The organism is Streptomyces sp. MMG1121 (assembly GCF_001280015.1).
In the GTDB taxonomy this organism is placed as follows: Bacteria; Actinomycetota; Actinomycetes; order Streptomycetales; family Streptomycetaceae; genus Streptomyces.
Map to the genome: position 1 here is coordinate 329,282 of NZ_LGDV01000038.1, position 13,460 is coordinate 342,741.

The following is a 13,460-nucleotide window of genomic DNA, read 5'->3' on the forward strand; positions in this document are numbered from 1 at the left end:
TCAGGCCAGCAGGTCGATCGCATCGATCGCCGTGCCCGCGCTGAGATAGCCCGTCGTCCCCGAACCGCTCACCACGTCGATCTTCAGCACGTTGTACTGGCTGGTGTCCGTGAGCCAGGCACTGGCCGGGACGCTGTAGGTGAACGTGTGGTTGTTGCCCCGGTACGAGCCCACCGTCAGGGACCGGGTGCCCGGCTGGGTGGGCGGGGAGGGGATCGCGGAGGTCCAGGTGCCGTTGACCGTGACCTGCGGGCGGCCGTTGGCGTAGGCCGTCGTCACGCCGATCCGCAGGGTGTGCGCGGCGGCTGCCTGGGCGGCGGTGAGCTTGAAGTGGACGAGCAGACCGCTGTTGACGTCCTTCCACAGATAGCAGGGGAAGGCGGAGGTCTCGGAGCCGCTGCCGATCACCACGTTCCCGCTCCAGGCGGTGGCCCGTACGTCCGAGGGGTGCGCGTACGTCATCAGGTCCGCGTTCTTCAACCCGCTCGGCGTGCCGTCCCAGGTGCCGATCCGCCAGATCGCGTTCGCGTGGGACGGGTCGTTGGAGGACGGGATCGCGATCGTGTTGAGCGTGCTTCTCGCGCCCGCCGACACGGTCACCTGTGTGCTGTATACCGCCAACTCGCCCTTGTGGACCGTCAGCGTGTATACGCCCGGCAGGACCCTGGACACCGAGAAGTAGCCGTCCGAGGCGCGTGCCGTACCCCAGTACTGCGCCGACGAGTTGGCGAGCCCGACCGTGTACGCGGACGCCGTGTCCCGCCCGGTGATGCCCACGCCGGCGACCCGGCCCCGGCCGCTGTCGGGGACGTACCCGGAGATGCCGAGCGAGTCGGCCCACGCGGTGGTCAGGGTGTCGTGGTACAGCGCGGACGAGGGTGCCCCGCCGTCGGTGAGGGCGATGACGTACGGGCCCTGGAGGCCGTAGCGCTCGGACTCGGTCTGGTTCTCGCCGTAGTAGAGGATCTCGTACAGCCCGCCGCCGTCGGCGCTCTGGTGGCGCAGCAGTGAGCGGTAGAAGGGGCCGCCGGAGGCCTTCTCGTGGTTGCTGCGGACGATCCACAGGCCGACGCCGCCGGTGGTCCAGCCGATGTAGTCGTAGTCGATGACCCGGTGTCCCGAGTAGTGCTTGGAGCGGGTCTGGCCGTCGGACTTGGCGAAGACGTCCGAGGCCTCGATGGTGCTGGTGGTGTGGGTGTAGGAGTCCGGTTCGTCGTTGGGGAACAGGCCCGCCTTCACGCGCACGATGTAGCGGGTCGCCGTGACCGAGGAGTCGGCCTTGCCGGTCCACAGGTAGATGTTGTTCTCGCCGCTGCGGGCCGCGTAGTAGTGCCGCAGTGTGCCGTGGGCGACGGAGACCAGGATGGTCGGGCCGGACTGGGCCAGGGTGACGGTGGAGGTGCCGAGGCCGGACTCGACGTGCGAGTTCTTGCCGCCGTAGCCCTGGTACTCGGTGCCCTTGTACACCAGTGAGGTCAGATCGCCGTTGGTCTTGCTGACCTTGAAGACGAGGCTCGCGCCGGTGTCGACGACGTAGTTCGAGCCGTCGTCGCTCCAGCCGAAGCCGGCCGCCGACGCGGCGGGGGCGAGCGGGCCGGCGAGGGCGGCCGCACCGGCGGCGGCCGCGGTGCCGAGCACGAAGGCGCGACGGGCGACTCCGCCGTTCGAGGATCCGGACATGGGGGTGCCTCCTTCGGGGAGGTCCGGGGGAGTGCGGGTGTCAGGCAGACTGACAGTGGAATCGCTTTCGCGAAAGGGCTTGCGGAGATGGGTGCTTGATAATCAGGCGTACTTTGGCAGACGTCTAGAAAGCGTTTGCCTAAACCGGTACGGTCTCGGGTCGGCCGATGTGGACCGATGTCAGCCGATGCCGAACGACGCCGATCGATGGAGGAGCCGCGCATGACGCGCAGGAGACGGGTCAGAACCGCCGTGCTGGTGGCGGTCGCCCTGGGCGCCACGCCGACCGCGACACCCGCCCATGCCCACGGCGGCCGGCCGCTCGGCCCGGAGAACTGCACGGCGACCGGCTGTCACTTCGACGTCCCGCCCGGCACCTACGACGTCACGGTCCGGCTCGGCGGCGCAGCGGCCTCCAGCACCGGCATCACCGGCGAGACCCGGCGCTCCCTGCTCCCGCAGACCGCCGTCCCGGCAGGCCGGCACGTCACCCGCGGCTTCACCGTGAACGTCCGCACCCCCGAGGGCGAGCCGACCGGCCCCGACGGCACCCCCGGCCTGGACCTCACCCTCGACGGCTCCGCCCCCGCCCTCGCCGGCATCCGTGTCACCCCGGCCCTCCCGCACGCTCGAATCCGCTCACGCGGGGGGATCCCCGTCGCCCGGCAGATCATCCTGATCGGCGACTCCACGGTCTGCGACCAGCCTGCCGCCCCCTACTCCGGCTGGGGCCAGCAGCTCCCGCAGTACCTGCGCAAGGGCCTGTCGGTCGCCAACTACGCCGACTCCGGCGAGAGCACGGTCAGCTACTTGGCCGATCCACGGCTCTGGGGCACCGTCCAGCCCCTGATCCGCCCCGGCGACCTCGTCCTCGTCCAGCTCGCCCACAACGACAAGACCACGGACGAGGCCACCTACCGCGCCGACCTGGAGGCCTTCGTCGCGGGCATCCGGGACCGCGGCGGCGAGCCGGTGCTCGTCACCCCCGTCGTGCGCCGCTGGTTCAACGCCGACGGCACCCTGGACAACGGCACGGCCCTGCTCGTGAACGGCCTCGGCGTCGACCTCCCGGCGGTCATCAGGTCCGTCGCCGCAGCCGAGGACGTCCCGCTGATCGACCTCACGGCGAAGACCAAGGCGCTGGTGGAGTCCCTGGGCATCGCGGGCTCCAAGGCGGTCTACCTCTACGACGAGGAACACGACAACACCCACACCTCCGTGCACGGCGCGACCGTCTTCGCGGGACTGGTCCGCGACGAACTGCTCGCCCGGCATCTGGTGCCCGAGGGCACGGTGCGGGTGGGATGAAGCCCTGGGGCGCCCCGACCGGAACCGGGGCGTCCCAGGTCCCGCCAGGAAGGAAAGTCACCGCCGTGATCGAACTGCCCGCCGACGACCGCGAGTCGAGCCCTTGCACCGGTTACACCCGCGCGCACTGGGAGGCCGCCGCCGACGCCCTGCTGGCCGCCGTCGCCCCCTACGCCACCCCCGACCGTGCCCTCTACCACCTGCCCGGCGACCACGTCAGCCACTCCGGCTACCTCTCCGACGGTCTGGAGGGATACGCCCGCACGCTGCTGCTGGCCGCCTTCCGCCGCGACGAGACCGTGCTCGGCCGGTACGCCGAGGGCCTCGCGGCCGGCCCCGGCGGCAGCTGGCCGCGGATCGAGGACCGCAGCCAGCCGCTCGTCGAGGCCGCCTCGATCGCGCTCGCCCTGCGGCTGACCCGGCCGCTGCTGTGGGACCGGCTCGACGACCCGGTGCGGCAGCGCACCGCCGACTGGCTGGAGGACGCGCTCACCGCCGAACCCTGGCCGTGCAACTGGGAGTTGTTCCCGGTCACGGTCGGCGGCTTCCTCCAGGAGATCGGCCACCGGCCGGAGGCCGCGCGCAAGGCCGTCGAGCGCGGGCTGGAGCGGATCGAGGGCTGGTACCTCGGCGACGGCTGGTACACCGACGGCGACGGTCGGAAGTTCGACTACTACAACGGCTGGGCGATGCATCTCTATACGGTCGTCCACGCATGGTTGGCGGGCGACGGTGACCTGCTTTCCGTGTACGGTCGACGGTTGTCCGTCCACCTCGCCGACTACGCCCGCCTGTTCGGCGGCGACGGCGCCCCCGTGCACCAGGGCCGCTCCCTGACCTACCGCTTCGCGACGGCGGCCCCGCTCTGGCTCGGCGCGCTGACCGGCCAGACCCCGTTGACCCCCGGTGAGACCCGGCGCCTGGCCTCCGGCGCGCTGCGCTACTTCCTCGACGGCGGCGCCGTGGACGAGCGGGGCCTGCTCCCGCTGGGCTGGCTCGGCCCCGACGAGTCGCTCGTGCAGAGCTACTCCGGCCCCGCCTCCCCGTACTGGGCCAGCAAAGGCTTTCTCGGTCTGCTGCTGCCGCCGGAGCACGCGGTGTGGACGGCGACCGAGGAGCCCGGCCCGGTCGGCCGTGCCGACGAGGTCAGGCCCGTGGCCACCACCAACTGGCTGATCCAGAGCACCTGTTCGGACGGTCTTGTCCGGCTGCACAACCACGGCAGCGAGGACGTCCGCTACGACCCCTACTACACGCGGCTCGCCTATTCGACCGCGACCGTGCCCGACCCGGTGACGTACGACAACAGCGTGATCGTCGGCGGCGATCCGGGCCGCACGCGGATCGAACCGCTCGGCACCGGCGCGGGCTGGATCGCCTCCCGGCACACCGTGCGCGACGGGATCACCGTCACCAGTGTGGTGGCCGCCGAGGGCGCGGTGGAGGTGCGGGCCCATCTCGTCGTCGGGGCCGGTCCGGGGACGCCGGTACGGATCACGGGTTGGGCGGCACGGGACGGCCTGAGCACCGAACTCCTGCCGGTTTCCGGCCTGTCGGAGGACCTGACCGGACAGACCGCGGCCGGCGGGGCCACGCTGTTCGTGGTGCTCGCCCGACTGACCGGCGAGCCGGACCCCCGGCCCCTCACGGAGCTGGTGTCCGTGCAGGTGGGGGAGGATCACACGGTGAACGTCCGCTGGGCATCCGGCACGGAGGACGTCTTCCGGTTCACGACGTCGGACGGGCGAACCGCAGGCGCGGCGTGGTCGGTGACGCCCCGGTGAACGCGGTGGCGCAGGACGCGGCGACGGGCGCGCAGACACGGGCGAGCGTGCAGTGAAGGCGCCGGCCAAGCGGTGCGAGAGCCATGCCGTGGGGGCGCAGGCGGGTTCGGAGAGGCCGCCGAGGCCGTTTGTCGTGGAACCGGGCCGGGTGGGGGCCGTCCATCGTTCGGCGGGTGCCGAACCGTCCGGCGCCTAACGTGGCCGTATGACCGCAGAGCCCACCGTGAACACGTTCGCCGGACTGCACCATCGTCCCGGGGAGCCGCTGCTGCTGCCCAACGCCTGGGACCATGCCTCGGCCGCCGCGCTCGCCGCCCGGGGGTTCGCGGCGATCGGCACGACCAGCCTGGCCGTCGCGGCGGCGGCAGGGCTGCCCGACGGCCAGGGCGTGACCCGCGAGCAGACCCTGCACCTGGCCCTCACCCTCGGCTCGGAGCCCTATCTGCTCTCCGTCGACGCGGAGGACGGTTTCTCCGACGATCCGGACGAAGTGGCCGCACTGGCATGTCGGTTGTGGGCCGTCGGTGTCGTCGGCATCAACCTGGAGGACGGGCTCGGGCCGGCCGGCCGGCACGCCGCGAAGATCGCCGCGGTGAAGGCGGCCGTGCCCGGCCTGTTCGTCAACGCCCGCACGGACACCCACTGGCTGGGCGACGGCGACGAGAGCGACACCATGCGCCGCTCGGACCTCTACCGACAGGCCGGCGCCGACGGCGTGTTCGTGCCCGGGCTGAGCGACCCCGGCCGGATCGGCGCCCTCGTCCGGCAGCTCGACGCCCCGCTCAACATCCTCTACTCACCCACCGGGCCCGCCCTGTCCCACCTCGCCGATCTCGGCGTCCGTCGCATCAGCCTCGGCTCGCTGCTCTACCGGCGGGCGCTCGGTGCGGCGCTGGACGCGGTGGCCGACATCGCGGCCGGGCGGGTGCCGGGTGGTACGACACCGTCCTACGCCGAGGTGTGCGCGTCGGCCAGGAACGTCTCGGTGAGCAGGTCGGCGCAGTCCACGGGGTGATCCAGGACGCCGAGATGCCCGCCCGGGAACTCCACGAAGGCACCGCCGAGGCGATGGGCGAGGAACTCGGTGGTGCGGTGCAGCAGTTGACCGCGCGAGTCGGCTCCGGCGGCGAGCGTGAGACGGGGCCCGGCGGCCGGGGCGGAGGGGACGTACGCGGTGAAGGGACGCAGGACGTGGGCGAGGAAGACACCCATCGGGGTCGCCGACTCGCCCTCGGCGGGCGGCCGCTCAGCCCCGTCGAGCTGTCCGATCAGCTCGGCGCGCCGCTCCGCCCCGTCCGGCAGCACCGACACACACGGCGGCTCGTGCGCCACCACGCCCGCGAGCCGTCCCGGACACCGGGCGAGCAGATCGAGGACGGCGATACCGCCGGCACTGGTCCCGAACGCGTACGCCCGCTCGCCCGGCGGCAGTACCGTTTCCAGCACCCGGTGCGCGCCCTTGCTCCAGTCCGCCGGCCGCTGGTCCGGGACCGGCAGGCCGAGCCGCCCGTGAGCGAGCCCCAGCGGGTCGTACGTCACCACGGTGAAACGCTCCGCCAGCCGCTCGGTCAGCGGCCCGAGCCCCATGGGGTGTCCGGCCCCGCCCGGCACGAGCAGCAGCACCGGACCGCTGCCCGTCACCTCGTGGTGGAGTGCTTCAGTCATCGTTCGTCATCTCCCGGGGCCAGTGCGCGAGGGTGAGGTGCAGGGCTTCGACCGCCTTGTCCCAGGAGGCCTGGACGTCCCGGGCCGCGCCGAAGCCGCCCGCGGACTCCAGGGCGCAGTAACCGTGGAACGTGCTGCGCAGCAGGCGTACGGCGTCCGTCAGATCGGGTTCGTCGAGTCCGTAGGCGCGCAGCATCCCGTAGGTGATCTCGGCCGTACGGCGCAGGGCGGGGGAGTCGGCGATCAGGGCCTGGTCGATACGGATCTGGGTGGCCGCGTACCGGCCGGGATGCTCCAGCGCGTAGGCGCGGTAGGCACCGGCGAAGGCGGACAGCGCGTCCTTGCCGGCGCGACCGGCCACGGCCATCGCGATCCGGTCGATCAGCTCGGCGCCCGCGTGCAGCGCGAGCCGGGTGCGCAGATCCTCCAGACCCCGGACGTGCGAGTACAGGCTCGCGTCCTTCACGCCGAAGCGGCGGGCCAGTGCGGACAGGGTGACGTTCTCGAAGCCGGCCTCGTCGGCGAGGTCGGCGGCGGCCGCGACCACCCTGTCCACGGTGAGTCCCGCACGGGCCATGAGCCACCTCCTTGGATACCTAGGGGGAATCCTAGAGCATCTAGGAAGTGGCGAGAGGTGAGGGTCAGCCGATCGGCGCGTACAGCACGCCCAGCTTGTCGATCTCGTCGCCCGAGCGGCCGGTGAAGCCCACGATCTGCCAGCCGGAGGGCGCGGTGAAGGTCGTCGCGTCCGTGGTCGCTGTACCGGCGCTCAGGGCGCGGCCCCGGTCGGTGGTGAAGCCGGCCGAGAAGATGCGGGTCTGACCGTCTTTCTGGCCCTCCGTCAGCTTCACCGAGGTCAGGTGCTCGCCGGCGGTGAGGTCGAGCGAGGTTGCCGTGCCGCCCGTGCCACCGTGGCTGAGCACCGTGCCGTCGTCGTGCGTGAGGGAGACCGCGTCCAGGCGGGCGTCGCCGCGCAGGGTGAGGGTGCGCGGTGCGAGGGCGGCGGGCAGCTCGTCGGCGTCGTTGAACGCCGTGCCGTGCGGGCCGCCGGAGAAGTCGCTCGCGCGCAGCTTCGGGTTGAGCGTGTAGGAGAAGTCGACGGTGTGCGGGAAGTGGTCGGAGAGGTTGCCGCCGTCGGAGTCGAGGAACTTCGCCCACTCGTCGTTGTAGCGGGTCGCGGAGAGGTTCACCACGTCGCTGCTCCGGTAGAGGACCTTGTCCACGACCTCGCAGTCGTTGCCCGGCGCCGACGTCGGGCACAGCAGCGGGTCGGCGCCCTGCGTCGGGGCCGTACCGCCCTTGACCGACTGGACCCATGCGTCGGTCAGGTGGTTGTCGTCGACGAGGGTGCGGATGTTGTCGCCGGACCGGGTGTAGCGGGTGTTGGTGTCCCCCATGACGAGCACGGCGTTGCCGGCCGAGTTGGCCTGGATGAACTGCGACAGCTGTGTGATGTTGGCGCGGCGCGCGGCGAGGGCGTCGTCGGTGTCGTCGGCGTTGGGGTGGAGGTTGTACAGGTCGACGAACACGCCCTCGGCCAGGCGTACGCGGGCCAGCGTGAAGCCTTTCGGGGTCAGGCAGTTGGTGCCCGTGCAGTCGTTCCACTTGACCCGCTCGAAGTCCTCGAAGGGGTACTTCGAGAGGGTGTTGAGTCCGTCGCCGAGACCCGCGCCCCCGCTGGTCGCGGTGCGGTAGGGGTGGTGGTCGCCCGCGTAGAGCGCTGCGTGGTAGTTGAAGTCCTCCTGGACGTTGACGATGTCGTAGCCGGCCAACCGCGGGGAGATCAGCGGGGTGTTGGTGGCCGGATGGCTGGAGCTGAGGCCTTCGGGCAGGCCCGCCACGTTGTACGTGAGCACGTTGAAGGTGCCCGAGCCGGCGGCCTGTGCCGAGGTGGCGCAGGTGGTGAGCCCGGCGAGGGCCAGCGCGCCGGCCGCGAGGGCGCCGAGGAGTCGTCTCATGGATCGCATGCGGCTCATGGTCATCTCAACAGGACTGTATAGGAAGGGTAGTTGAGAAATTAGTTCAACATTAATGCATGACGTGAGAGTTGCCTCTCACATGTTCTGAGAGGACACTCTCAGAACATGGAGCCCGATAACCGCTTCGGCGATGTGGAGATATCCGACCCCAAGGCGATGCGCGCCCTCGCCCATCCGGTGCGGCTCGCGATCCTGGAGCGGCTGCGGCGCCACGGCCCCGCGACCGCCACCCAGCTCTCCCCGGACGTCGGCGCGACCCCGTCCGTCACCAGCTGGCATCTGCGCCATCTGGCGGGCTTCGGCCTGGTCCGGGACGCCGTGGGCGGGACGGACCGGCGGGAGCGACGCTGGGAGGCGGTCGGCCGTGGATTCCGCATCACCGTGCCGACGGACCCGGCGGACGCGGAAGGGCACGCGGCCTCCCGGGCGCTGACCGGCGAGATGTTCGCGCGGGCCGCCGAACTGCCGCTGCGCTGGCTGGCCGAGACCGAACCTCTGCTGGAGCCGGAGTGGCTCCACGCCCTTGGCACCGCCGACATGCGCATCGAGGTGTCCGCCGAGGAGCTGGCCTCCCTGCGCGACGCGATGGAACAGGTCCTCAACCGCTACGCCACCCGCGACCCCGCCAGCCGGCCCCCGGGCAGCCGGGGTGTACGCCTGCTGCTCTATGCGCTGCCTGAGGGCCCGGAGGAGGTCGGAGGGTCTGAGGTGTCTGAGGGGGCCGCGGGGTGTGCAGGGCAGGAAGGGTGCGCAGAGCGTGAGCGGGTCGAGAGGGACGCGGGGGCCGAGGGCGACTCAGGGGTCGAGGGGTGGCGGCGGTGAGCGGGGCGCTGTGGCGTGACCGGCGGTTCCGGCGTTTCTGGGCGGGCGAGACCGTCTCCCAGTTCGGCGACCGTGTCACCGAACTCGCCTTACCCCTGCTGGCGGTCGGCACCCTGCATGCCTCCGCGGTCCAGGTGTCCTGGCTGACCGCGCTGGTGTGGGCGCCCAACCTGCTCGCCCTCCTGCTGGGCGCCTGGGTCGACCGCCGGCCGAAGAAACGCACCGTCATGGTCGGTGCCGACCTCGTCCGCGCCGCTCTGCTGCTGACCGTCCCGGCCACCGCTCTCCTCGGCACGCCCACCCTCGCGCTGCTGTACGGGGTGGCGCTGCTGACCGGTCTGGCCTCGGTGGCCTTCGGCACCGCCTACCCGTCCTACTTCGCCCACCTCGTGCCCCCGTCGTCGTACATCGAAGCCAACAGCAAACTGAGCGCCAGCCGTTCCCTCTCCTTCGTCGCCGGGCCCGTCCTTGGCGGCTGGCTGGTCCAGGCGCTGACCGCGCCGGTCGCCGTCGCCGCCGACGCGCTGTCCTTCCTCGCCTCCGCCCTGCTGATCGGACCGCTCGGTGCCGCCGAGCCGCCCCCGGCCCCTGCCGCCCCGCCCCGCCTGCTGCACAGCGCCCGCGAAGGTCTCGCCCTGCTGCTGCGCCACCCGGTGCTCAAGGCCGCGGTCGGCTGCGCCGCGACCTGCAACTTCTTCACCTTCCTGACCGGCACCGGGCTGATCGTGCTGTTCGCCGAGCGGGAACTGGCGCTGTCACCCGGGCTGATCGGGGTGGTCTTCGGGATCGGCGCGGTCGGCGGTCTGCTCGGCGCCGTCGCCGCGCCCGCCGTCTCGCGGCTGATCGGCGTCGGCCGCAGCGTGGTTGCGGGCGCCGTCCTCTTCCCGGCGCCCTACGTCCTGGTCTGGGCCGCCGAGAGCCCGCTGTGGGGGCGTGCCGGGGCCCTGGCCGCCGCCGAGTTCCTCTCCTCCCTCGGCGTCATGCTCTTCGACGTCAACCTCAACTCCCTTACCACTGCGGCCACTCCGGACGAGCTGCGCGGCCGGGTGGCCGGTGCCTACGCCACCGTCAACTACGGCGTACGGCCGCTGGGCGCGCTGGCCGGCGGGGGCCTCGCCACCCTCATCGGCCTGCGGGGCACGATCACCGTGACCGCGGTGGGCGGAGCCCTCTGCGTCCTGTGGCTGCTCCGCTCACCGATCCCGGCCACCCGCACCCTCGGCCCGCCGGAGCCGGAGCCGGAACCCGACCCGGAATCGGCCGGGCACGAATCGCCGGCGTAGGCGCAGTGGACCGGGTATCGGCTTTGGCCGCCCTCGCGTCGGCGCGGCAGAGTGTCAACGCGGTTGCGGGGCCCGGACGGTGGAGAATGCGAAGGAGAACTCCGCCAGCTTGGCCCGCAGGTGGTACTGGGGCAGTGGGGCCGGGCCGCAGGACTGGGAGCCGATGCCGTGCTGGGCGTGGTCGAGGTTGACCCAGACGGTGTCACCGGGTGTCAGATCGGTGAGGTGGGTGGCGGCGTCCAGCCGGGTCGTCGTCCAGCGGCGGGCGGTCAGGGAGAAGACCGGGTCGCCCTCGATGCGCAGGCCGCCCAGTTCCGCCCAGCGGACGTCGATGCGGGCGCCGTTCTCCTGCGGACGGACGTACGGCGTCTGCAGATCGTCCACGGTCGACTGCCAACAGCCGACCGCCGACGCCGTCCTGGTGTCCGGATACGCCTCGCCGGGCCCACCGCCGAACCACCGCACGCGGTCGGCCGTGGACAGCCCGAAGCGGATGCCGAGCCGCGGCAGCGGGACCGTCCAGTCGCCCTCCGGGACGACGCGTACGGTCAACCGCAGACTGTCTCCGTCCGACGTCCAGCGGTATGCGGTCGACAACCCCAGCTCCCGTGCGGCCGGTGCCACCCGGGTGCGGATCGTCAGCGCGTTCTCGCCGGTCTCCACCGCGTCCAGCCGGTGCCGCATCCGGTGCAGACCCAGCCTGCGCCACAACAGGCCGTAGCGCGCGTCGGGCTGCCACGCGGCGCCGTCGTCGTTGTCGGTGGGGGCCCGCCACACGTCCAGGCACAGACCGGAGACGGGAACGCCGTCGACGGCGGTCAGGGCGCCGGTGCGGGCGTCGAAGGTGCCGGGGCCGAGGGTGATCACTGCGTCGCCCGGCACCGGGCGGGCGGTCGCCGTGACCGCCGGCACCCTGCGCCGCGAGGCCGGGACCTGGCCCCAGGCGACGACGTGCTCCTTCGGTGCCCACGGGGTGTCGGCCGCGAGCACCGCCCGGACCGTCCAGTGGGCCTCGCCGGCCGGCGCCGTGGCCGGCGGCGCGGGCAGTTTGACGTCGGCCGACTCGCCGGGCGCCAGCGCGGGCACGGCCAGGGTGCCGGACTCCACCGGCTCCCCCTCGACCTCGTACGACCACGAGAAGACCAGCGCCGACAGGTCGGCGAAGTCCTGCTTGTTGGTGACCCGGACCGTGCCGTCACCGGCCTCGCCGGTGATGCCGACCGGTTCGATCACCTTCTTGTACTCGACCAGCCCGGGGGAGGGCCGGCGATCCGGGAAGAGCAGGCCGTCGCAGACGAAGTTGCCGTCGTGCAGCTCCTCGCCGAAGTCGCCACCGTAGGCGTAGCCCAGCTCCGGATGCGCGATGCCGTGGTCGATCCACTCCCAGACGAAGGCGCCCTGCAGCCGGTCGTACGACTCGAACAGCCGCTGGTAGTCGGCGAGCCCGCCGGGGCCGTTGCCCATGGCGTGGGCGTACTCGCAGAGAATGAAGGGGAGTTGGCGGCGCCTGTGCGTGCCGCCGTCCAGCTTCCTGCCGATCCGCTCGACCTCGGCGTGACCGGCGTACATGCGTGAATACATGTCCGTGTCACGGCAGTCGAGATCGCCCTCGTAGTGCACGAGCCGGGACGTGTCGCGGCCGTGGATCCACTCGGCCATCGCGGTCAGACCCCGGCCGGTTCCGGCCTCGTTGCCGAGGGACCAGACGACGACCGAGGGGTGGTTCTTGTCCCGCTCCACCATGCGGGACGCGCGGTCCAGCAGGGCCGGGGTCCAGCGGTCGTCGTCGACGGGGTTGTCCCGCCAGCCCTGCTCGGTGAAGCCGTGCGTCTCCAGGTCGCACTCGTCGATCACCCACAGGCCCAGCTCGTCGCACAGGTCGAGGAAGGCCGGGTGGGGCGGGTAGTGGGAGGTGCGGACGGCGTTGATGTTGTGCCGCTTCATCAGCAGCACGTCCTCGCGCATGGTCCGCGGATCGAGGGCGCGGCCCTTCTCCGGGTGCCACTCGTGCCGGTTGACGCCCTTGAAGAGCACCCGCCTGCCGTTGACCTTGATCAGACCGTCCGACAGTTCGACCGTACGGAACCCGATGCGCAGCGGCACCCGCTCGCCCTCGGTGGCCAGTTCGCCCGCGTACAGCCGCGGCGCCTCCGCCGACCACGGCTCGACCGGCACGGTCACGCTCTGGCCGGCCGGGACGTCGATGCCCAGCTCGGCGACGGTGACCTGGCCGTCCACGTCGGAGTCGACGCGCAGGGTGCCGGTGCCGGCGAGATGGTCGTAGGAGGCGTGGACGAAGAAGTCGAGGGCTGCGCCCGCCGGGCGGTGCAGCAGGGTGACGTCACGGAAGATGCCCGGCAGCCACCACTGGTCCTGGTCCTCCAGGTAGGAGCCGGCCGACCACTGGTGCACCCGGACCGCCAGGACGTTGCCGGCGGCCTTCAGCAGCTGGCCGACCGCGAACTCGTGCGGCAGCCGGGACCCCTTGAACTCACCGAGTTCCGTGCCGTTCAGCCACACCCGCGCACAGGACTCCACCCCGTCGAAGCGCAGCACCGCGCCGCCCTCGCCGGGCTCCGGCCAGTCCTGCGGCAGGTCGAAGACCCGCACGTGGTCGCCGGTCGGGTTCTCGGTCGGTACGCGCGGCGGGTCGACCGGGAACGGGTAGAGGTGGTTGGTGTAGATCGGGGAGCCGTGCCCCTGGAGGACCCAGTGGCCGGGGACCGAGACCTCCGCCCAGCCACCGGCGTCGTACCCCTCGGCGGCGAAGGAGTCGTCCTCGGCGTCGGCCGTCGGCGACAGCCGGAACCGCCAGCTGCCGTTCAGGGAGAGGGACCTGGCGTCGGAGGACGCGTACCAGGCGCGGGGCGGCAGCGCGCCGGAACCCGGGGAGACGTCCTCGACGTAAGCGGTTTCGGTGTGGGTGCGGAAAGACATGG

The 13,460-nt window shown here is 72.1% G+C and carries 10 protein-coding genes; 5 read left to right on the plus strand and 5 right to left on the minus strand.

Features of this window, described 5'->3' with window-relative positions:
* Complete coding sequence (locus ADK64_RS06380; protein ID WP_053655892.1) at positions 1-1,680, minus strand: rhamnogalacturonan lyase B N-terminal domain-containing protein; 1,680 nt, start codon at positions 1,678-1,680, stop codon at positions 1-3.
* A 222-nt stretch (positions 1,681-1,902) separates the two neighbouring features.
* Between ADK64_RS06380 and ADK64_RS06385 the strand changes: the two genes are divergently transcribed.
* The 3 genes from ADK64_RS06385 (at position 1,903) to ADK64_RS06395 (ending at position 5,787) form a co-directional block, all read left to right on the plus strand.
* Positions 1,903-2,988 (plus strand): rhamnogalacturonan acetylesterase, encoded by a 1,086-nt coding sequence (locus tag ADK64_RS06385; protein WP_053655894.1) that lies wholly within the window; start codon positions 1,903-1,905, stop codon positions 2,986-2,988.
* 68 nt (positions 2,989-3,056) lie between these two features.
* Entirely contained in the window at positions 3,057-4,772 is a 1,716-nt protein-coding gene (locus tag ADK64_RS06390) for a DUF2264 domain-containing protein (protein WP_199829502.1), read from the plus strand.
* Between the two features lie 205 nt (positions 4,773-4,977).
* Positions 4,978-5,787 carry an isocitrate lyase/PEP mutase family protein gene (locus ADK64_RS06395; protein ID WP_053655898.1) on the plus strand — a complete coding sequence of 270 codons (810 nt, stop codon included), beginning with the start codon at positions 4,978-4,980 and terminating at the stop codon, positions 5,785-5,787.
* Here the strand turns inward: ADK64_RS06395 and ADK64_RS06400 are convergent.
* From ADK64_RS06400 to ADK64_RS06410, 3 genes are all read right to left on the minus strand, one after another.
* A complete protein-coding gene (locus tag ADK64_RS06400) occupies positions 5,721-6,437 on the minus strand; it encodes an alpha/beta fold hydrolase (protein ID WP_053655901.1) in 717 nt (238 codons plus the stop codon). The two genes, ADK64_RS06395 and ADK64_RS06400, sit on opposite strands and share 67 nt — an antisense overlap.
* A complete protein-coding gene (locus ADK64_RS06405) occupies positions 6,430-7,014 on the minus strand; it encodes a TetR/AcrR family transcriptional regulator (protein ID WP_053655903.1) in 585 nt (194 codons plus the stop codon). The genes ADK64_RS06400 and ADK64_RS06405 overlap by 8 nt, the downstream gene beginning before the upstream one ends.
* Positions 7,015-7,078: 64 nt before the next feature.
* Positions 7,079-8,395 (minus strand): jacalin-like lectin, encoded by a 1,317-nt coding sequence (locus ADK64_RS06410; protein ID WP_053655905.1) that lies wholly within the window; start codon positions 8,393-8,395, stop codon positions 7,079-7,081.
* 126 nt (positions 8,396-8,521) lie between these two features.
* On the opposite strand from ADK64_RS06410, the gene ADK64_RS06415 reads away from it, so the two are divergent.
* Positions 8,522-9,238, plus strand: a complete 717-nt coding sequence (locus tag ADK64_RS06415) for an ArsR/SmtB family transcription factor (RefSeq protein ID WP_078992510.1) — start codon at positions 8,522-8,524, stop codon at positions 9,236-9,238.
* Positions 9,235-10,521 carry an MFS transporter gene (locus tag ADK64_RS06420; RefSeq protein WP_234384472.1) on the plus strand — a complete coding sequence of 429 codons (1,287 nt, stop codon included), beginning with the start codon at positions 9,235-9,237 and terminating at the stop codon, positions 10,519-10,521. Before ADK64_RS06415 ends, ADK64_RS06420 begins: the two co-directional genes overlap by 4 nt.
* A gap of 54 nt (positions 10,522-10,575) precedes the next feature.
* On the opposite strand, the gene ADK64_RS06425 is transcribed toward ADK64_RS06420, so the two are convergent.
* Positions 10,576-13,458, minus strand: a complete 2,883-nt coding sequence (locus ADK64_RS06425) for a glycoside hydrolase family 2 TIM barrel-domain containing protein (protein WP_053655909.1) — start codon at positions 13,456-13,458, stop codon at positions 10,576-10,578.
* Positions 13,459-13,460 lie beyond the last annotated feature (2 nt).